18 protein-coding genes are annotated in these 19,623 nt (G+C 44.6%); 9 read left to right on the top strand and 9 right to left on the bottom strand.

Features of this window, described 5'->3' with window-relative positions:
• Nucleotides 1–25: 25 nt before the first annotated feature.
• The 3 genes from QUB11_RS14015 to QUB11_RS14025 form a co-directional block, all read right to left on the bottom strand.
• Nucleotides 26–496, bottom strand: a complete 471-nt coding sequence (locus QUB11_RS14015) for an LptA/OstA family protein (RefSeq protein ID WP_333390897.1) — start codon at nucleotides 494–496, stop codon at nucleotides 26–28.
• Between the two features lie 316 nt (nucleotides 497–812).
• On the bottom strand, nucleotides 813–1,220 hold the full coding sequence (locus QUB11_RS14020; protein WP_333199965.1) for a DUF309 domain-containing protein: 408 nt from the start codon (nucleotides 1,218–1,220) through the stop codon (nucleotides 813–815).
• A 147-nt stretch (nucleotides 1,221–1,367) separates the two neighbouring features.
• Complete coding sequence (locus tag QUB11_RS14025; RefSeq protein WP_333104114.1) at nucleotides 1,368–1,730, bottom strand: ferredoxin thioredoxin reductase catalytic beta subunit; 363 nt, start codon at nucleotides 1,728–1,730, stop codon at nucleotides 1,368–1,370.
• Between the two features lie 300 nt (nucleotides 1,731–2,030).
• Between QUB11_RS14025 and QUB11_RS14030 the strand changes: the two genes are divergently transcribed.
• The 3 genes from QUB11_RS14030 to QUB11_RS14040 all read left to right on the top strand — a co-directional run bounded on the left by QUB11_RS14030 (nucleotide 2,031) and on the right by QUB11_RS14040 (nucleotide 3,552).
• Nucleotides 2,031–2,267: a hypothetical protein gene (locus QUB11_RS14030; protein ID WP_333199963.1), complete on the top strand. Its 237-nt coding sequence runs from the start codon at nucleotides 2,031–2,033 to the stop codon at nucleotides 2,265–2,267.
• Nucleotides 2,268–2,374: 107 nt separating this feature from the next.
• Entirely contained in the window at nucleotides 2,375–2,932 is a 558-nt protein-coding gene (gene cas6, locus QUB11_RS14035; RefSeq protein ID WP_333199961.1) for a CRISPR system precrRNA processing endoribonuclease RAMP protein Cas6, read from the top strand.
• 221 nt (nucleotides 2,933–3,153) lie between these two features.
• Complete coding sequence (locus tag QUB11_RS14040) at nucleotides 3,154–3,552, top strand: hypothetical protein (protein WP_333199959.1); 399 nt, start codon at nucleotides 3,154–3,156, stop codon at nucleotides 3,550–3,552.
• 63 nt (nucleotides 3,553–3,615) lie between these two features.
• Here QUB11_RS14040 and QUB11_RS14045 read toward each other — a convergent pair whose 3' ends face one another.
• Nucleotides 3,616–5,052, bottom strand: coding sequence for a DUF2079 domain-containing protein (locus tag QUB11_RS14045; protein ID WP_333199957.1), 1,437 nt, complete (start codon nucleotides 5,050–5,052; stop codon nucleotides 3,616–3,618).
• A 9-nt stretch (nucleotides 5,053–5,061) separates the two neighbouring features.
• Nucleotides 5,062–6,645, bottom strand: coding sequence for a DUF2079 domain-containing protein (locus QUB11_RS14050; RefSeq protein WP_333199955.1), 1,584 nt, complete (start codon nucleotides 6,643–6,645; stop codon nucleotides 5,062–5,064).
• 260 nt (nucleotides 6,646–6,905) lie between these two features.
• Here QUB11_RS14050 and dxr point away from each other — a divergent pair, with 260 nt between their 5' ends.
• On the top strand, nucleotides 6,906–8,096 hold the full coding sequence (gene dxr / locus QUB11_RS14055; protein ID WP_333199953.1) for a 1-deoxy-D-xylulose-5-phosphate reductoisomerase: 1,191 nt from the start codon (nucleotides 6,906–6,908) through the stop codon (nucleotides 8,094–8,096).
• Between the two features lie 656 nt (nucleotides 8,097–8,752).
• Nucleotides 8,753–9,445, top strand: coding sequence for a Uma2 family endonuclease (locus QUB11_RS14060; protein ID WP_333199949.1), 693 nt, complete (start codon nucleotides 8,753–8,755; stop codon nucleotides 9,443–9,445).
• Here the strand turns inward: QUB11_RS14060 and QUB11_RS14065 are convergent.
• Nucleotides 9,442–9,954, bottom strand: coding sequence for a phosphoribosyltransferase family protein (locus QUB11_RS14065; RefSeq protein ID WP_333199947.1), 513 nt, complete (start codon nucleotides 9,952–9,954; stop codon nucleotides 9,442–9,444). The genes QUB11_RS14060 and QUB11_RS14065 overlap by 4 nt on opposite strands.
• 54 nt (nucleotides 9,955–10,008) lie before the next feature.
• Here QUB11_RS14065 and QUB11_RS14070 point away from each other — a divergent pair, with 54 nt between their 5' ends.
• Nucleotides 10,009–10,758 carry a pentapeptide repeat-containing protein gene (locus QUB11_RS14070; protein WP_333199945.1) on the top strand — a complete coding sequence of 250 codons (750 nt, stop codon included), beginning with the start codon at nucleotides 10,009–10,011 and terminating at the stop codon, nucleotides 10,756–10,758.
• A gap of 148 nt (nucleotides 10,759–10,906) precedes the next feature.
• Here QUB11_RS14070 and QUB11_RS14075 read toward each other — a convergent pair whose 3' ends face one another.
• Together QUB11_RS14075 and QUB11_RS14080 are read right to left on the bottom strand one after the other, a co-directional pair.
• Nucleotides 10,907–11,107 (bottom strand): hypothetical protein, encoded by a 201-nt coding sequence (locus tag QUB11_RS14075; RefSeq protein ID WP_333200110.1) that lies wholly within the window; start codon nucleotides 11,105–11,107, stop codon nucleotides 10,907–10,909.
• 709 nt (nucleotides 11,108–11,816) lie between these two features.
• Nucleotides 11,817–12,014: a hypothetical protein gene (locus tag QUB11_RS14080; protein ID WP_242724634.1), complete on the bottom strand. Its 198-nt coding sequence runs from the start codon at nucleotides 12,012–12,014 to the stop codon at nucleotides 11,817–11,819.
• Between the two features lie 1,811 nt (nucleotides 12,015–13,825).
• On the opposite strand from QUB11_RS14080, the gene QUB11_RS14085 reads away from it, so the two are divergent.
• Nucleotides 13,826–14,011 carry a hypothetical protein gene (locus tag QUB11_RS14085; RefSeq protein ID WP_333199943.1) on the top strand — a complete coding sequence of 62 codons (186 nt, stop codon included), beginning with the start codon at nucleotides 13,826–13,828 and terminating at the stop codon, nucleotides 14,009–14,011.
• A gap of 475 nt (nucleotides 14,012–14,486) precedes the next feature.
• On the opposite strand, the gene QUB11_RS14090 is transcribed toward QUB11_RS14085, so the two are convergent.
• Complete coding sequence (locus QUB11_RS14090; protein WP_333199941.1) at nucleotides 14,487–14,654, bottom strand: transposase; 168 nt, start codon at nucleotides 14,652–14,654, stop codon at nucleotides 14,487–14,489.
• Between the two features lie 869 nt (nucleotides 14,655–15,523).
• On the opposite strand from QUB11_RS14090, the gene QUB11_RS14095 reads away from it, so the two are divergent.
• Nucleotides 15,524–16,399, top strand: coding sequence for a calcium-binding protein (locus QUB11_RS14095; RefSeq protein WP_333390901.1), 876 nt, complete (start codon nucleotides 15,524–15,526; stop codon nucleotides 16,397–16,399).
• A gap of 377 nt (nucleotides 16,400–16,776) precedes the next feature.
• Nucleotides 16,777–19,608 carry a tetratricopeptide repeat protein gene (locus QUB11_RS14100; RefSeq protein ID WP_333390904.1) on the top strand — a complete coding sequence of 944 codons (2,832 nt, stop codon included), beginning with the start codon at nucleotides 16,777–16,779 and terminating at the stop codon, nucleotides 19,606–19,608.
• Nucleotides 19,609–19,623 lie beyond the last annotated feature (15 nt).

The following is a 19,623-nucleotide window of genomic DNA, read 5'->3' on the forward strand; positions in this document are numbered from 1 at the left end:
GAAATTTCGCTGCTGCGAGCCACTGTTACCGGGGGGCTGTAGTTGGACGTGGGGAGCCCACTGCATTTTGGGCTGCCGCATCTTGTTCCGGGGCAACCAGATAAACAGATTCTACCTGTCCTGGGTTGTCTGGCAGGGCAATAAACCGCCCTTCGTCGATGAGGTATGTTATGGTTTCGCCGCGCAGGCTGTTGCCCTGCTGCAATACGTAAACATCTCCGCTGAGAATGATCCGGCGCTCGCGGCTGAAGTATTGAGCTTGAGCGGCAGTTGCTTGTATTTGGCGGGCTGGATAGTTGATTTGGACGTTGCCGCGGGCTGTCACGATGCCGGTTTTGGAGTCGGCTTCTTGAATGTCCGATCGCACGCTGAGAGTGCGGGGTAGCCCGGCTTGCGGGTAGGTGGGAGAGGCGATCGCGCCTGCCAGAGTCAGGGGCAACAGCAGCGATAATCCTTTGAATATTCGCGAATTAAGTAGTTTAGCGGAGGGCATCATAGCTTACAAGCCTCAAAATTTGTGAAATTGCTGAAGGGCATTATCTCCAGTTAGGTATTTTATCTTAACGGCCAGAAAGATTCCCGTGAGGTCGATCGATTGACCCGACAGTCTCAACCAATTATCCTAGCAAGACAACAGCGAATTTAATTGGCTATTTTGCTGAGTGGCTGCAACTGTCTTAACCGGGAACGGGCAAGATCCTCGTTCCACAGCAAATAAATCTGCTTGTGCAGCGGACAAGAAAGCCAGCCCTCCTCTGTGTAGAGGCAACGTCTACTGCACACCCTAATACAAACATTTATTTAACTTTTATTTAACTTTTCGGTACTTTGATAATTCGTGGCAATTGCAAGCCTGCAACTTCTGCACCTGTTAATAAAGGTAAAAAATCAGCAACTTTTTCCGGCCCAGCTTGTTGCAAAGCGCTCAAAAGTTTAGCACTTTGTCTGAGCAAGTCTTCAACGGCAATTCCGGCATAACTCGGCTGATAATAACTGAGCCGATTTATTCCTTCTCCCAGCAAGATTACTGCACCGCGCCAGTTTTGATTTCCTAAGTGATAAAGCGCGACCGCAATTTGCAATATTCCCTGATAGAACCTTTTTTCCGGCTCGCCGGCTTCCATCCACAAAGCCTCTAAAGTATCGTGACAAGCGTAAAAGTCTTGACTGTTAAACTGTTCGATACCTTGCCAAAAGTCGATCGGCATTTCCTCTGTCATTCGATTGGAGATTGGGGATTTTAGATGGCGGATGTGTGTTTGAGTAGGCGGCGATCGATTTTTGTTAAATAGCTAAGTCTTAAAAATAGGAAAAATAACGACCTGTTTTCAAAACTACTGCCATTTCACGACCGCCTACTTAACCGATTACATAGTGTCTCTGACAGCTTGAATCTGATCCATTCCTATTTCCTGATTAGTTCCAGCGAAATCGTTATCTGGCGTCAGAAATAACATACAGTGACACTCTTTGCGCTCGCGCATGGGAATGCAGGGACAGTTCCAGTAGGCGGCTTTTACTTCGGCTTCTTTATCTTCGTAATGGCGACAAGGGCATAAGGGAGCGCCTAGTTCATCCTTGTGTTTTGCTAGTCCTTCTATCACGACAGCAGTGACGGAAGGTTCAGAACAAAAGAAAGTTCCGGTGCGCTTGGCGTAGGTTTCGGAGAAATTCTTCATCGCCTCCAAAGTTTTTTCGTTGGAGAGTTTAGATTTTTCTGTTGTGTTCATAGTTTAGGATCGAAGTTGAGGATGCTACGAGCTTTTGACAATTGTAGCGCAGAATGTGATTTTAAACACTTGTATATTTCTGTTTACTTACAAGGAGGAAAACCTTGACAAAGATTGAGTTTTAGGTTGTTGGTTTTTTAGTGGTTTTTGTCTATCCCGGAGGGTGCGGGAAACTTGCAGCAGGGCGGGTTTTCGGAGCTGCCAAAAGATTTGGGCGATCGATCGCCCTCAACAATCATCCCCCAAAGGGGATAAAAATCGGATAAGATAGCACAGCCCTGTCCCTGTTAGTGGCATCTGATGGCAACTTCCCCGAACCCCACCCACAGCAAAAAATCTCCTCCTTCTGGGCTGATTTGGCCGGCTGACACCGAGTTAGTCGGATTAGTGTTTGAATTGACTCCCGGCGCTGCTAGCTATCTGTACGCGCAGTATGCTATAGGTTTGCACGCTTGGTTTTTAGGTCAAGTACACCAAACTGACCCGGATTTATCGAAACTTTTGCACGATGAACAGTCAATCGATTTTAGATTTTAGATTTTAGATTTTAGATTTTAGATTTTAAAGGCGACCCCACGGATAAATGCGGGGGCAATAAGTGATTTTCGATTTTCGATTTGGGATTGATTCCACGGATAAATCACGTGGCGGGTACCACCTTTGAAATTCGCTTGTCAGAAAAAGCCTTTACTATTTCGGGATTGGAAGGTGATTTGCTCGCCGGTGGCAAAGAATTTCAGCTTTTGGGCGATCGCATTTATCGCTGGTACGTAACAGGACTTTCCAAGCCAGTAGTGCAGTGGCTGAGTCAGTGGCTGCAAAATTTGCCCGAAGAGATAGATTTGCGAAATGCTCCGCTGCTAATTCGCTCTTGGGATATTGCTTTTGAACCCACAACTTACCAGCAATTATTAACAGCAGAACTCCCATTTTCGCCAACCATCAAACTTAGTTTTGTGACTCCTACAAGCTTTCGTAGCAAAGGCCATCACTTCCCTTTGCCAGTTCCCGAAAATGTTTTTCACAGCTATTTGCGTCGCTGGAATAACTTTTCGGGGGTAAATTTTGACCAAGCAGAATTTTTGAATTGGATTGATGAAAATGCGATTATTAGTCGCCAAAAATTGGAGTCGCAAAAGGTAGCGGCGGGCAAAAAAGGCATGGTAACGGGATTCACTGGGGGTGCATTGGTGACAACTTAAGACTTAATTGCATTTGTCAATCAGTAATATTACTTAAAAAAACTGCTTTTTTAGGAGTGGAAAATTCACGATTTGAGAGAGAGTAAGTATAAATATCACCCTCGGCATGATTCCTTGATCGCCCAAATCTCAGTTTGATGCCCAAAATCCGAGTAAAAGTTGAGCATAATTGCTGATTGACAAATGCTTTCTTAGCTTAACTTGTTACCAATGCTGGGGGTGTGGAATTTGGGCTAGGGCGATCGGCTCACAATCGTCCTGATTTTGTACAATTATTTTATGCTTTGGGGCGGTTAGCGCCTTACTGTGGCACGGGCCACAAAACAACTTTTGGATTGGGACAAACGCGAGCCCAATGGTTGACAGAAGCGCTACCTGAAGTATCGATACAAAGCGTATTGGCGGCGCGAATAGATGAATTGACACAGAAGTTTATGGCGCACAGAAAGCGTAAAGGTGGAAGTCGCGCTGCTGAGATTGCGGAAACTTGGGCGACGATTTTGGCGCGCCGGGAATTGGGGGAATCTTTGTTTGATATTGCTGCTGATTTGGAAATGCCTTATGAAACTGTGAAAACTTACGTGAAGTTGGCAAGAAGGGCTGTGAAAGTGGAGGATTAGCGCGAATTTGTTGACTGTTGACTGTTGACTGTTGACTGTTGACTGCTGACTGTTGACTGCTGACTAATGACTTTTAGTGAATAGATATATGTCGTCTCGCTGATATTTTAGTTGAAATTGAGGGGTGTTTTTTAGTTTAGTTACTAAGTTATTAACAAAATCTCGATCGCTCATCCAGCCAGGATAGCGCAAATTCAGCAATACATAATCAAATTCTGCGAGATTTGCAGGCGGCGCGTTAGCCTGAGTAAATCTTACTACAGGGCGGTGCGCTAAGTGCGGAGCAATTTGAGCAGTTGTTAAAACACTGCCTTTGGTTTCAACAAGAGAAATTGCCTCTTTGGTAGCGGGCCAGGTGTCGAGCCCATTTAAATAAATAGTCCAAAAATAGCCGTATTTCGCTAAAGCTAAGAAAGCAATCAACGACCAAATTACAATGACTCTAGGCAATGGATAATTAGGAAGTGGCAATCTATCAAATATTGTCTTTCCCTTTTGCTGATTGCTAGCTGCTAAACTGGAAATTACGGCAACCAACAAAAACGGCAATATCGGCACAGAATATTGATGAACTAAATCCCGCTGAGCGGGCCTATCGGAAAGAATATTCATCGCCAACATCGGCACAGCACTAATTAAAGATGACAGATGACGCGGGGACAGCCACCAAATTACTGGTAATAGCAATAAGGCTAAATATTCAAAAGTCTCTAGAGAAAACAAACGCTCTAAAACTAGATGTGGTTTTAGTATTAAATTAATAGCAATTTCAAAAACCGAGTTTCCCAAATATTGATACCGCGCGATTCCCGCGTGTTCTCTTCCCTGATTAAAATACGGTATAACTGCCTGAGTAGCTACCAGGAACCAACCCGCGCCTAGAAATAGAGCTATGAGTCCACAATTGCGTTTTTTGTCAAAACACAACAGCCACAAACCCATCGCAGCCACAGTTAAAGATAGCACGGCTTTGCAGCTCAAAACTAATGCAATAGCAGCACAAAACCACCAGATTTTATTCAGCCTCGCGGCTAAGATTGCTGCTAGCAGTGCTGGTAAAGCAATTACTTCTGGGTGGAAGTCGAAGAGATTGACATTAAATACTAATGGATACAGGAGGTAAATACAGGCGATCGCCCAAGATATGCTATTATTTAATCCGGCTTGACGTGCCAAACTCCAACTCGGCCAAGCACCTAAAGCTAGGGAAAAAGCTTGCACTAAAAAAAGCCAGTGAACATCTGGATATATTTTGTAAAGTAAAGCTAGTGGATAGAAAATAAAAGAGGCGTGATCGCCCCAAATATTTATTGCCATTAAAGAGGAAAATGGCGTTTTATTTTGGGAGATTAAATAAATTGCTTGGTCAAAAATTGCTAAGTCGAATACAGTTGACTGAAACAAAGCGTGCCGCGCGCTGCTGGCGGCAAATAAGACTATCGTTGTCACGACAATCATTAAAAATACTGGATGAGATTTTAGGGATTTGAAAGTTAGCATTTTATTGGTTTAATCAACCCTTCGTTTAAATAGCAGGACTTCGTTTTTTTGATAAGTTAATTGAAAATCGGGAGAAGTTTTAAGTTTATTTGCTAAGGTATCACCAAGTTTTTCAGTATCAGGCCAGGGATGGCGCAGGTTTAATAATATGTATTGAAATTCAGCTAAATTTGTTTGGGGCGAAATTTGTGAAAGCAATTTTACTATTGGGCGGTGGGCAAAGTGAGGGGCAAGTCTATTATCTGTTAAAATACTGCTTTGCGGTTGAACTTGTGCGACTGCTTCGCGTGTAGCTTGCCAGGTATCCAGTCTATTTATGTACCGATAAAAATCTTTGTATTCGCCCACACACAGGAAAATTAGTAATGACCAAATTATCATGATTCTCGGCAATTGAATTCCCTGCCAAAGTTGAGAAAATCGGAATTTTTTAAATTGTGGCCGATTGACCCATGTTAAAAACTGTTGCTTATTTGCTTTATCCTCTTCCTGGTTGCCTTTTATTTCTTCCCTGTTCCTTGTTTCTTCCTTCGCGATTACTGCTAAAAATAAAAATGGAATTACAGGCAATGAATACTGATAGGCTAAGCTGCGTTGAAATGACAAGTCAGAGAGGATATTAATGAGTAGGGTAGGGATGGCAGGAATTAGCGCTGTTAGATATTGTATCCGTAGTTTGCCCGAAAATGGCAATAGCAGCCAAATCACAGGTAAGGTGAGGAGAAATAAATATTTGAATGTATCGAATGCAAGGAGTTTTCCTAATACTAACTGTGGTTTTAATATGAGATTGATGATGATTTCTAGTACGGATTTGCCTAAATAGCTGTAGCGCCAGACTCCAGCGACCTCGCTGCCGCTAAAGAAGGGGATGATTTTCTGGGAAGCTATCAAAAACCAAGCAGCACCTAGCAAAAGTGCGATCGCCCCGTACCGTTGGTTTTTTTCGCAAAAAAACAGCCAGAAGCCCATAGCAACAACGGTTAGGGACAAAACCGCCTTGCAACTGAGAACTAAAACAATAGCGGTACAAAACCACACAATTTTATTTAAACGCGCCGCCAAAATTGCTGCCAAAAGTGCGGGTAAAGCGATTACTTCCGGGTGAAAATCAAATAAATTGATGTTAAATACCACCGGATAGAGCAAATAAATCAATGCGATCGCACGGGATTGTTCTTGATTCAAACCTGCCAAACGCGCTAAACTCCAGGTAGGCCAAGCCCCCAGGGATAAAGCAACTGCTTGTACCAACAGCAGCCAATGCACATCCGGGTAAATTTTGTACAGCCAAGCTAGCGGATAATAGATTACCGCTGCGCGATCGCCCAAAATATGCCTCCCCATTAAAGAAGAAAAAGGCGTTTGGTTTTGGCTGATCAAGTAAATTGCTTGGTCAAAAATTCCCAAATCGAAAGCAGTTGATTGGAATAAAGCGTGCCGTAAACTGCTACACAAAAAGAAAATTGCTGCAGCAGTAGCGATCACCCCAACCAAACTCGACGGTAGCTGCGATCGACCTTCCTCTATATTTTCGGCGATCGAGACACTGATGTCCTCACGGTCATCAGCAAAATTTTCCCTATTCTGCATGAAATCTGGCACTAGGTGGTCAATCGATTTTAGATTTTAGATTTTAGATTTTAGATTGACCCCACGGATAAATTCGGGGGCTTGTGTATCGGATACAGGTTTTTTATTTCTGGACGGATGAATCACGTGGCGGGTATCCTGGATGCTTTCGGTCACTCAAAATATGATTCCATCGAATGTGCTTTCCACGCAATAGTTAACCACTAATTTTTATCCCCGCAATCGTAATATTAGAATAATCCACAAAACATTAAAAAATTGTGAAAGCAATAACTCTTCTCGGCTCCACAGGCTCCATCGGCACTCAGACTCTGGATATTGTAGCTCAATACCCCGATCAATTTCGGATTGTCGGGTTAACCGCCGGACGAAATGTAACCTTGCTGGCCCAGCAAATTCGCCAGTTTAGACCGGAAATTGTCGCGGTTTGCGACGAAGATAAATTACAGGAATTGAAGGATGTGATCGCAGACATCGACCCTCAACCTATTTTACTTGCTGGCGAGTCAGGCGTTGTCGAAGTTGCCCAATACGGTGACGCTCAAGCCGTCGTCACGGGCATAGTTGGCTGTGCCGGTTTGCTGCCAACTATTGCGGCTATCAAAGCAGGCAAAGATATTGCCTTAGCCAATAAAGAAACATTAATCGCAGGGGGCCCCGTTGTCAACCCCTTAATCGAAAAATACGGCGTTAAAATATTACCGGCTGACTCGGAACATTCGGCAATTTTTCAGTGCCTCCAAGGTGTTATGGTTGGCGGATTACGGCGAATTATTCTCACTGCTTCGGGGGGCTCTTTTCGAGATTTGCCGATCGACAAATTAGCAGGAGTAACAGTAGCCGATGCTTTGAAACATCCAAATTGGTCGATGGGGCAGAAAATTACGATCGATTCTGCTACTTTGATGAATAAAGGATTAGAAGTCATCGAGGCTCATTACTTATTCGGAATGGATTATGACGACATTGATATTGTCATCCATCCTCAGAGCATAATTCACTCGTTAATTGAGCTGCAAGATACCTCGGTTTTGGCGCAATTGGGCTGGCCGGATATGCGTTTGCCGCTGCTTTACGCTTTGTCTTGGCCCGAGCGAATTCATACCGATTGGGAACGGCTGGATTTGGTAAAAGCTGGGGATTTGACTTTCCGAGAACCCGACCACGAAAAGTATCCTTGTATGCAGTTGGCTTATGCGGCGGGACGTGCGGGCGGTTCGATGCCTGCGGTGCTGAATGCGGCTAACGAACAGGCAGTAGCGCTATTTTTGCAGGAGAAGATTCAGTTTTTGGATATTCCGAAGCTGATTGATAAGGCGTGCGACAAACATCAAGCCGATAACTGTGAAAGTCCTGGTTTAGACGATATTTTGGCGGCGGATAGGTGGGCGCGGCAGGAAGTTTTGGCAGATAGTATGGAATTGGGCGATCGTATTCTTTCGGTTCGCTAATTCTATCAGCAGACTTGCACTTACTCACAAGCCCGCCGGGGAATTAATTCCCCCTCTCATAGAAGACAGTCGGTTGAAATTGAGATATTGCACCATTTTCAATAAGGCTTTTATGGGCAGGCAGGATGCCCACCCCACAAGAAATTAATTCTTTGTGGAACAGACATCTTGCCTGTTCTTGAGAATGGTGCAAGATGTAAGTTGAAATTGAGATATTGCACCATTTTCAATAAGGCTTTTATGGGCGGGCAGGATGCCCACCCCACAAGAAATTAATTCTTTGTGGAACAGGCATCTTGCCTGTTCTTGAGAATGGTGCAAGATGTAAGTTGAAATTGAGATATTGCACCATTTTCAATAAGGCTTTTATGAACGGGCTCTCCGGCCCGTTCCACAAAGAATGAATTTCTTGTGGAACAGGCATCTTGCCTGTTGCTGACAATGCTACAACATCTCAGTTGAAACCGACTGCCAAACCTTAATAAATATCCAGTCCTCTTTCAGAGGACTTTAGCTATGAGACAGGGGTTTTTAACCCCGGACGGACTATGGCAAAAAGTGCAAAATATCGGCAAAACCCTATTAAAGTTTTGGGCGATCGATTCTTCAATCCCTTGATAAAATAGAGTTATGAGTCCCATCCCTACAAGCAACCGATGAAAACTGAAACCAAATCAACATTATTTGAACTGAATCAACTAATTGTCCCCCCCGGCAATAAAATAAAGTTACAAAACGTTAGCTGGGAAATGTACGAAGCTATCCTAGACGAGTTAGGGGAAGGTTACGCACTGCGAGTTACTTATTACAAAGAAACACTGGAAATTAGGATGCCACTACCCAAACATGAAAAAGCTAAATCATTGATTGGATACTTTGTCAACGTGCTGCTGGAAGAACTTAATATTGATTGTGAAGTTTTAGGTTCCACTACCTTCAAAAGCAAAGATATGCAGAGCGGCGTAGAACCTGATGATTGTTTCTATATTCAGAACCAAGCTGCTGTCAGAGGCAAGGATCGAATAGATTTAACAGTAGATCCGCCTCCCGATTTAGCGATCGAGATTGACAACTCCTCACAAACCGCTTTAAATAGCTATCAAGCTTTGAAAGTGCCGGAACTTTGGAGATATGATGGGCGAACCCTGAAAATTTATCTGCTTCAAGAGGGCAAATATACTGAGTCGGATACTAGCCAAAATTTCCCTGACTTTCCCATTATTGATGTAATTCCCAAATATGTCGATCGCGCCAACACCCAAGGCAGAAGCCCGACAATGAGAGCATTTCGAGCTTGGGCAAAAGAACAACTACAAATCAAAGACTCCGTTGAGAGCGGGTTTTACTAACTCCCAACTTTCGCCGCCAAATCAGCCGCACTCATCTTTTCGTACATTTCAAAAGGTTGGTGAATCCAAGGATTGTCAGCCAAATAATCTACATAATAATCCGGCTTTGCAACAGAACAAGCCTTGTACCAGAGTACAGCAGTCCGAATTTCCTGAATATCCTCGCCGTAGCGACTCTTCAGCCAAGCGATACCTTGCTCTAAACTAATTCCCGAATCCACCAAATCGTCAATCAGGAGAATGCGGCTGCCCAAATTATCGCCCACCATTGTCAAATCGCGGGCAAACTCGATCGCACCCCGGACATTTCCCTCGGCCCCACTGTATGACGAGGCCGCTAAAATCGCCAATGGCTTGTCGAAAATCCGCGACAGAGTATCTCCAACCCGCAGCCCTCCCCTCGCCAGACAGACAATGCGATCGAATTTCCACTGAGATTCCTCAATTTTTACAGCCAAATCCTCAATTTTTCGATGGTATTCAGACCAAGAAACGTAAAGGTCGCTCATGCCTAATATTATTGAAATATCAAAGGTATTATTAAATATTTTGGGGAAAATGACATGGATGCAGAGGAACTTCTCAGACGGTATGCAGCCGGAGAACGGGTTTTTCACAAAGTAGACCTGAGCGGTGCCAATATGTCAAGGACAAATTTGCGCGATATTGACCTGAGTCACGCTAATTTAAAAGGTGCAAATTCGATCGGTCTCACCCTGTACAGAGCTAATCTGTATCAAGCAGATATCAGTCAAGCCAACCTCTCCCAAGCCAACCTCATGTCCGCTAATTTTGGCGAATGCGAGGCGGTGGGAGCGAACTTGAGCGGAGCCATCTTGCGGAGTGTCGTCTTCAGCGGGGCCGATTTAACGGGGGCGAGTCTCAGGGGTGCAGACATGAGAGATGCAAACCTTCAGGGGGCAATTTTGATTCAAGTTTATGCAGTTAACGCTAACTTGCAAGGTGCAAACTTGACAGAAGTAAAGCTTTGCGGAATCAACCTCAGCAAAGCAAATTTAACCGATGCGAACTTAACACAAGCTGACCTCAGCCGTGCTAACCTAACTCAAGCAAATCTGAGTTGGGCAAATTTGACGGAAGCAAATCTGGAAAAAGCTGATTTGAAGGGAGCCGATTTGAGCGGAGCTAACTTGAGCTGTGCAAATCTCCATCAAGCAGATTTGAGCGGAGTTTCCCTTAAGGGAGCAAATCTCCGGGGAGCAAACTTGCATCAAGCTTCTTTGCGCGGGACAAATTTGAATGAAGCGAATCTGAGAGAGGCCATGATGCCTGACGGCACAATCTGTGACTAAATAAGCTGAGAAAATAGAAGTTAAAACCGCAGGGTGCCTGTGGCGCACCCTACATTTAGGCTAATGCCTGATTTTTTTAAGGGGATTTAATTCTGCCTTCAAGTGACAGTGCATTTAAAGAGTAGTGGCAAAAAATTTAGAACCGAGTTTAATCTACAACTTTCAGCCAGCCCCGGCGAACGGCGTGGAGCAAGCGGTTGATGGCTGTTTGATCTTCTTCGGTAAGACTGTCATTTAACAGGGCTGCCTTGAGCTGTTGTCGGTGAGTGGGAGTCAGCAGACCGGAGTGATATACCTGAAAGACTAGCTCTGCAATAGTAAATTGAGGTAACAGCGTTTGGCTTGTCATCATGTGTTTTTTTTTGAACTCACTTTTGACAGTATTAACTAATTTTTCCAAAATTTATGTGATTCAACTACGGGAGTAAATGTGATCAATTGGCTCTTGATGAGTGATTTGTGTCAGCCGGACTTGGGGATCGGATATTTCCTCGATAGCCCCGCAACTTGAAACACCAACCCCGTCCCGATTTCTCGCTTTTGGCAACTGCGAAATCTCTACTTTTGGTTAAGAAACGGTAACAAATAAATTAAGATTTATCTATTAATACATTACTACTGATTGCTAGCTAAATCGCTTGGCTTAATTCTACGTAAAACTTTTACAGTCTTTATAAACCCGCTTTTACCTACATTTACCTAGTTTCTTGGTGTGGTCTTTGTTCCGTGGATATACTTAATAACCCGCCCAAAGACAGATACAAGTTTCCGACAGGAGTGGCCATCGATCCAAAGTTTTAAGCTCTAGTTCATGCTCCCACATTCATCTGTGAAGTCAATCTAAAATCTAAAATCTAAAATCTAAAATCTAAAATCGACTGGCTGCTTCAAATCAAAAATCCCGGCTTCTTCAAGAAACCGGGTCGAGCTTTTCGATCGCAGTACAATTTTTTTTGGAGAGGGTTAATAGAGCGACCTACTCACTTCAATCTTATTGTTGGCAAAGCTTGACAGGAGAGAAAGTAGAAATACTCATCTCAACTTCTGGTGTGAGGAGACTAATCGGAAATCCTGACCCATCCGCGGCGGATGGCGTGCAGCAGGCGGTTGACTGCATCTCTGGCGTCTTCGCTGAGAGCGCTTTGGCAGAGTTCGCGCAATCCGTGGCTTTGAGTGCGAGTCAGATTGCCTGAATGAGTGACTTGATAGAACAGTTCAGCGATCGCCCGATCGGATTTTAAAGTCAGAGCTTGCATGAAATCTCGTTGAACTCGACTATTATAATATCGATCATTTGACAAAAGAGTAGGGTGATTGCAGTCGGGTAAGCTGTGTGATCGTTCTTGGCTCCGTTTGTGACCTAAGTCTGCCAGTATACGTGATTTCAATCACATAAAACCCAAGACCTCGATCGCATAAGCTATAATTGGGGTGGTAGCCTCAAGGTTTAAAAAAACCTCGAAAAGCCCTGAACGCAAGGCTTTGAGTTCCCAAGACCGCCTCGCAGCGGGAGTACGTCTGCTCAACATCGCAGGCTATGGACTTGGATAGCTGTGAAACTTTGGGTTTTAGACACTTGCAGCTTGCAGATCAGGGGATCAAAGTTGCGATCGGCGAACCACGCCCTGAGATACAATATTTATAAATACTTCTATCCCATCTATAGATAGGCAGGTAAAAAAATGATAATGATTAGCTACTTTTCGATTTCCTTAATCGTTTTTCTTGTTTGGTTCAAAAGTTTTTTGAATGATACTGCGACATCTAAAAAAGACGTGATATCTTGGATAGCCTTAATCATCGGCCCTCTCGTTTGGCCTGTTGTTCTGCCCCTATCCCTTGTGCAAATTACCAGCAAAAATTCTGTTGTAAAAACAGCTCAATGCGAGCAAGAATTCTAATAAATTGTGGAAGTAACTGGCTGCAACACAGTCGCTGATCTCGTCCTAAATTATTCGGCGTGCATCGCTCCTGGCAGCGAGTAAATGAGCTTGTTTCATTGTAAAAAAAATGCAGCTAGAAGGTAGAACCCTATAAAAATTCTGAATCCTAAAACAGTATTTTTTTACCGCTATCCAATTCTGCCTTCTGCTTTGTGACCGAAAGCATCCAGGATACCCGCCACGTGATTCATTCCGAAAGCAGACTCAGGACCGGTGAAATAAAAAACCTGTATCCGATGAAACTTGCCGAACGTATTTATCTCGCGCAAGTCAATGCTTCAATTCTTTAATCTAAAATCTCAAATCTAAAATCGATTGACCCAGCCCAAAAACGGATACAAGTTTCCGACAGAAGTCGGCAGTAGCGCAAAATTTTAGGGTCTTGTTCAAGCTCTCAGATTCATCTGTGGAATAAATCTCAAATCTCCAATCGTTCAACTAAGCGAGATTGACTCAGCCCTCGCCAACGTCTCACGCCGAAGTCTCCAATCGACTGATGCCTAATTTTCTTCTGTCACACCGTGATTTAAGGGTGTGGCTCTGTTAAAATTGTTCAGTCAAAATTATCAGACTCACATTGGCCGACAGCGACAGCAACATTTTTTTACTCAAAAATTATCTGCCATCTCAACCAAGCTCAAAATTAATATGTAATGTAACATGGCCTGTTGCTTGCAAAAATATAACTTCAGACATATTTTTGCCTGCCGCTGACCAACTTAAGAATTTTTATTACTTCCGGCCACGGCGTACCATTAATCGAAGGTGGGAAAATCCTGCCACGGCGTGGAAAAAAAGCTAGGTTCTTTGCCCTTTAACCTTTTCCAGATCCCTTTCTTCCAATCGTAGCAGCTCTAAACAGGAAATTGTAGAGTTCGTATTCGCCCAAAATGCTTAACTCTTACCGCAGTTAGATAGACAATTAAAGGCAGAGACTGCAATATGAAATAGGCAACAAAAACTGTTTCAAATCTCAAGTACGACTTATTTTGGGCGATCGGGCATCAGGAGTGTATAACGCGAGCCAGGGAAATTTTTAGAGGTGCGAGATGTTTGGGAACTTCTAAAAAAAAGTGCCGTCACTGTATCCAACTTCGTTATTTGCATAAAAAGTAGGAGTCACAATGAACCAAGTATCTGAGAAACCAATTTATAGAGTTCTTAATCTATTGTCGCTGCTAGCGCTGACATACTATGCAGCTACTTCCATCAATTATATTTTCGAGAGTGACTCTCACATCTACAGGTACGACAGCCAGAGCAATTCCAACGCCTCACCAGCGCAACTAGAAGCACACCGCTCGGAATAAATAGTAGAGATTTTCTGTGAATGAATGCCGAACCAAATTTCGGGGAATTTGCTGATCGTTAATGCTCGGCTAATGATCGGCTAGAAGTTAACAACAATTAGTAAAAAAAACTTTGCTAAAAACTTAATATTTTCACTCACAGGTATTAGCGATCGAATGGGGAGCATCTTAACTTTTGCAGCCCAGCTAGAAATTGGAGTTGGGAGGCAGGAGGCAGGAGACAGGAGGCAGGAGGCAGGAGGAAATAGGAAGAAAGAAGGAGCCAGAAGAAGTGTTTTTACAAAGATGAGATGCTCCCCATCGAATGTACCACAGAAATTAACTGTTTAATGGGTTCTCAAAAGAGACCAGAGTGATGAAAGGATGGCCAAGCATTTTCATCAGTAAAAGCATTAATAGCTTTAGTAATCGCTTCATCAAGAACATTTGAAGGTGGATCTCCTTCAGAAAGGAAAATCGCTGGGATTTTTGCCCACTACAACTCGATGGGAGATAAATCCGGCGAGTATGGAGGTAAGAATTTTACCTTGGCTCCGATAGATACCATCAAAAAATTGACGGCTTCAGCATTATAAACAGATAAATTATTCATAACTACAATTGCGCCAACCCATAACTGGGGCAGGATTCGCCAGCAGCCCAAAATTTTATATCCTAGTTCCAGTTCCCAGATTCATCTCTGGACTCAATCTAAAATCTAAAATCTAAAATCTAGTGACAGTACCGTCACAAATCTATCGGCCCACCGTTCATCCCAACTTCACAAAACAAGCGCTGCATTGTCTGATTGTGCGGATGGATGCGGCTCATGGTTGAAATGACGGATAGGGGTTGAAAAACTGGGTTTTTAGCCAAAATCCTACATTGAGCGTGAGGGATTTGGCGGGAAACATCAAGGTGATGAGGCTCAAAAGTCCGTCAGGGACTGTGTTGGGAAGCACTTTTGATTAAATACGGCCTCCAGCGTGCGCGGGCTTGCTTTAAAAGCCAGCTAAAAAATTTTGATTTCTGGGGAACTATTGGGGAAAATCAAAAGTCAGGTCAACAACAGTGTACTTAAAAGAAATCGCAGCTCAGTTCCAGCCCCATTGCGGGCGATCGAACTCTCCGGCGATGACAGTGCCCGCGGGCCCGGTGCAAGTTCTCAATCTTGAGAGCATACTCCCATTAAAAATGGTCTCTGTGTATGTTCCGGCTATTGTTTTAATAATGACTAGCCACACCGACGGTCATTATGGTAAACTCGCAAACGTTTAAGTGGAATATTTTCGTGTTAGAGGAGGCAGTGGTGGAGTCGAGAGTCAAAAGCAGGAAACAACCGAGATTTGCTGCTCAACGAATACAGGATTCAACTCGCGCTCCGAGGCTCGCTGCTGACAATTTAAATTACATGACAGCTTATAGCAGCCGGGTCAATTAGGGTCTCAACCGATGTCCGGTTTCATTTATTGAATCCCTTTGGAGGGAAAAGTGTATTGTAGAAAAATGATTCATCTTTTAGGAGGAGTGTAAATGACACAGGTAACTAATCCAACAACACCAGCAAGTTCACTATCTGGAGGTGTCGGTGGCGGTGGCTTTACCGTTATCGGCACCGTAGGCGACAACAGGTTGAACAATGGCCTCGCCGGCAACGATATCATCCAGACTTTTGCGGGCGCTGATGTCATCGCTGCTAGCACTGGCAACGACCTGGTTATTTCCGGTGGCGGGAATGACAGTATCGGCGGCGGCGACGGCAACGATACCATCCTTTCAGGCAGCGGCAGCGATGTGGTCGCTGGCGGCACGGGCGATGACTTCATCTTTGGCGGTAAAGGGGATGACCTCGTAGACGGCGGCGATGGCAATGACTTGATTTCTGGCGACAGAGGCAACGACACCGTACTCGGTGGAGGTGGCAGCGATACAGTCTTTGGCGGCCAAGGCAGGGATGTTGTCGGCGGCGGCGACGGCAACGACAGCCTGTTCGGCGGTAAAGAAAACGATACTGTCAATGGTGGCGGTGGCAATGACTTTATCTCTGGCGACAGAGGAGATGATGTCCTGACCGGCGGTGCTGGCAGCGATACGTTCTACTTCGCGAGTGCTGGTGGTGCCGATTTCGGCGTAGACACGATCACTGACTTTACGCCAGGCGAAGATAAGATCCGCTTGAAGACGACCGGCGGCGGTGTGTTCTCTGCTTTGGGCAGCACGTTCGAGGCAAGCGAGTTTGTCGTCGTTTCTGGTTTCGACAGAAACACCCCAGGAGCAACCACGACGAACAAGTTGGTCTACGACCCATCAAACGGTGCGTTGTACTTCAACGGCAGCAACGGAGTGCTAACTATTGCTCAGTTGCAGCCTGGCCTGACGATTACCTCGAACAACTTCGAGGTGTTCTAAAACAACTGGCAGTTGTGGGACGGCACCGGATAAGATTCGGGGCTGTTCTCACAAAGCCGATAGTTTTAAAGGATTTCAACCTCACTCTGCCACAAGCGGGGTGAGGTTGAAATATTCAAGGCAGGAACTACAGCAATCCTAAATGACTCGTAAAATTTTTACCCCACCCCAACCCTCCCCTTATCAAGGGGAGGGAGTAAGAAATTCACAAATGATTTAGGATTGCTATACAGCAGGGGCAGTAAAAAAAATCGATCGACAGTTATTGATAAAATTAATCGATCGCCCGATCGGGCAAAATATAAATACAAAGTTTTTAAATTAGAATTTCTAGGTTTTACTGAAGCGGTAAAGAAACCGCAACTGCACCGCGAGCAATGAACACTCAAGAATATATCAGGCAAGCCCAAGTTTATTTGAACAGGGGTAAGTTAACTGAGGCGATCGAGTTTTGCTTCATGGCGATCGAACTTCAACCGTTTTCGCCCACGGCTTACACGACTTTAGGCGAAATTCTCGACGCTCAAGGCGATCCGACGGCGGCAAGAGACGCTTTTGTGCAAGCTTTGGAGATTTCGCCCCAGTTTTTTCTGGCTCATGCTTATTTGGGTCAACTTTACAGCGACTATGCGTGGCTGGATGAGGCGGTTTTTCACTACCGACAAGCTCTGGATTTGAAACCAGATTGGGCAGAAGTTCATTATAACTTGGGAAATATTTTTCACAAGCAGGGTAATTTGTTGGGGGCGATCGACTGTTACCGAAATGCGATCGCCCAAAAACCGGATTATCTCGATGCTTTATACAATCTGGCTGTGGTTTTAGATGAAAATAGTCAGCTCGAAGCGGCAATGGATACCTACCGACAGGTGATTGCCGTGGCGCCGGATTACGTGGAAGCTTACAGCAATCTGGGTGTGATTTTGCTCAAGGACGATCGGGCTGCTGAGGCGATCGAGCTTTACGAGCGGGCGATGGAGATTAAGCCGGATTGGGCTACGCTGCACAATAATTTGGGTCAAGCCTTGCTGGACAAAAGTCCCGATCGGGCGATCGCATCTTACCTCACAGCTATTGAGTTGGATCCGGACATGGTTTTGGCTCACTACAATCTGGGGAAAGCGTGGCAATTACAGGGGGAACATTCGGCGGCGGTTGCTTGTTTCGATCGCGCGATCGAGATTAATTCCGACTATATTTCGGGCTATACAGACGCCGGGTTTTCTTTGATGGTTTTGGGCAAAATTGCTGAAGCCATGCCTTATTTTGAGCGGGCAATAGCTCTGAAGCCTGATTTTGTTGAGGCTTACTGCCGCTTAGGAGACAGGCGCAGAGCTGCGGCGGTAGAAGATGATGAATTGTCAAGGGCGATCGCTGCGTGCGATCGATTTCTCACAGCATTGATGGGAAGTTCGGCAACGGATTTTGTAGCGGATGTAACGGATGTCACGGATGTCACGGATGTCACGGATTTAACAGATTTAAAAGTAAATAAAAAAGATGGTGTGGCTAGATATTTGTCAAGTGCAGTTTGCGAATTACCTGTTGCTGAAATTTGCGATTATTTAGCAGAAATATACCTGCATTTGGGAAATGCTTTAACAGAGTACGGCGGACACGAATCTGCCGCGGCTTATTATCAAAAAGCTTTGCAAATTCAGCCACAAAATGCAGAGATTTACTGGCGGGTGGGAAATTCCTTAGCCCAGCAAAAGCGGTTCAGTGCAGCAATTGCAGTTTACCGCATGGCTTTGACGATTCAACCTGCTTTACCGCAGGTTTATTTTGAGTTGGCAAAACTGCTGGAAAAACAGGGGCGCTGGGAACGGGCGATCGATTATTATCAAAAAGTTTTAGAGTTGCAATTGCACGGGTATGGGGAGCAGAAAAAGTGGAAAAAACAGAGCTTTATCTGGCCTGATAGCACTTCTATAAAACCTCCTCACGCTATTTATTTATCGAGCTGGGATTGGCTGGTTAATGCTAAGTTGGAGGCTGACAATTATGTGGAAATATTTTGGAAACCTGCACCAGAAGCAAGTGCAGAAAATATTCCGAATTCCCAATTTGCGAGATCCAATTCCAAATTGGCAAATTCCGATTGTGCCGGGTTAACTTGCGGGCTGTGTTTGCAGCGACTTTCTAAGTGGTTCGATCCGGTGCATTTGGGTTGGGGAGTTTGCCGTTTGTCCAACTCGCAACCGCTACCTGTGGAGTCGCCCAAGACTTTTGTGGCTGCAATTCCCAACGGGCGAGTTTGGATTGTGCCGCAGGAAAATTATTGGCTGATTTGCAAGGCGATCGCTGTAATTACTCCTGACAATTATTTATTGGCTGATGTGTCGAGAGATTATCCGGGGTTTTTACCTGGATGCGAAAAGCATGATGTGAGGAAACACAGCGTTTTTCAGTTAGAATCCTTTCCAGCTTTAAAGCAAATTGACGGCAGCGTGGCGGTACTTTCTGGTTTGTCGGGAAATGTCTATTTTCACTGGATGGTTGATGTTTTGCCACGGATAGAATTGCTGCGGCTCAGCGGTAGGGATTTGGCGGAAATTGATTGGTTTTTAGTGAATAGTTGTCAGCACCAATTTCAGCGGGAAAGTCTGAGAATTTTGGGCATTCCTGAAGAAAAAGTCTTGGAGAGCGATCGCGTGCCTCACATTCAAGCAACAGAGTTAATTGTGCCGTCTTTTGCGGGATATTTGGGCTGGCCTTCTGGGTGGGCGATGGATTTTTTGAGGCGGGAGTTTCTCAAGGGAATTATACCTAGTTCGATCTATCCCAAACGCATTTATATCAGCCGCAGCAAAGCAAGATATCGACGAGTTTTGAACGAGGAAGATGTGGTTGAGGTGTTGGAGAAATTTGGCTTTGTTTCTATTTTACCTGAGTCCTTGTCTTTGGCAGAGCAAATTGCTCATTTTTACCACGCTGAGGTAATAGTTGCAGCCCACGGCAGCGGCTTGACAAATACGATTTTTTGTAGCCAGGGAACTAAAGTGATTGAGTTGGTGTCGCCTCACTATATCAGCCATTATTACTGGGGAATTAGTCAATATTTGCACTTGGAACATTACTTTTTAGCGGGCGAGGCTTTTGAATGCTATCCTATTAGACAGTTGATGTATCAGAATTCCCTGACTGAGGATATTTTAGTGAACTTGAGTTCGCTGAAAAGGATGGTTGAGGTGGTGGGTTTGAGTTAGTTGGTGTCTGGAGCA

Source organism: Microcoleus sp. B6-A1, from assembly GCF_036705085.1.
Taxonomy (GTDB): Bacteria; Cyanobacteriota; Cyanobacteriia; order Cyanobacteriales; family Microcoleaceae; genus Microcoleus.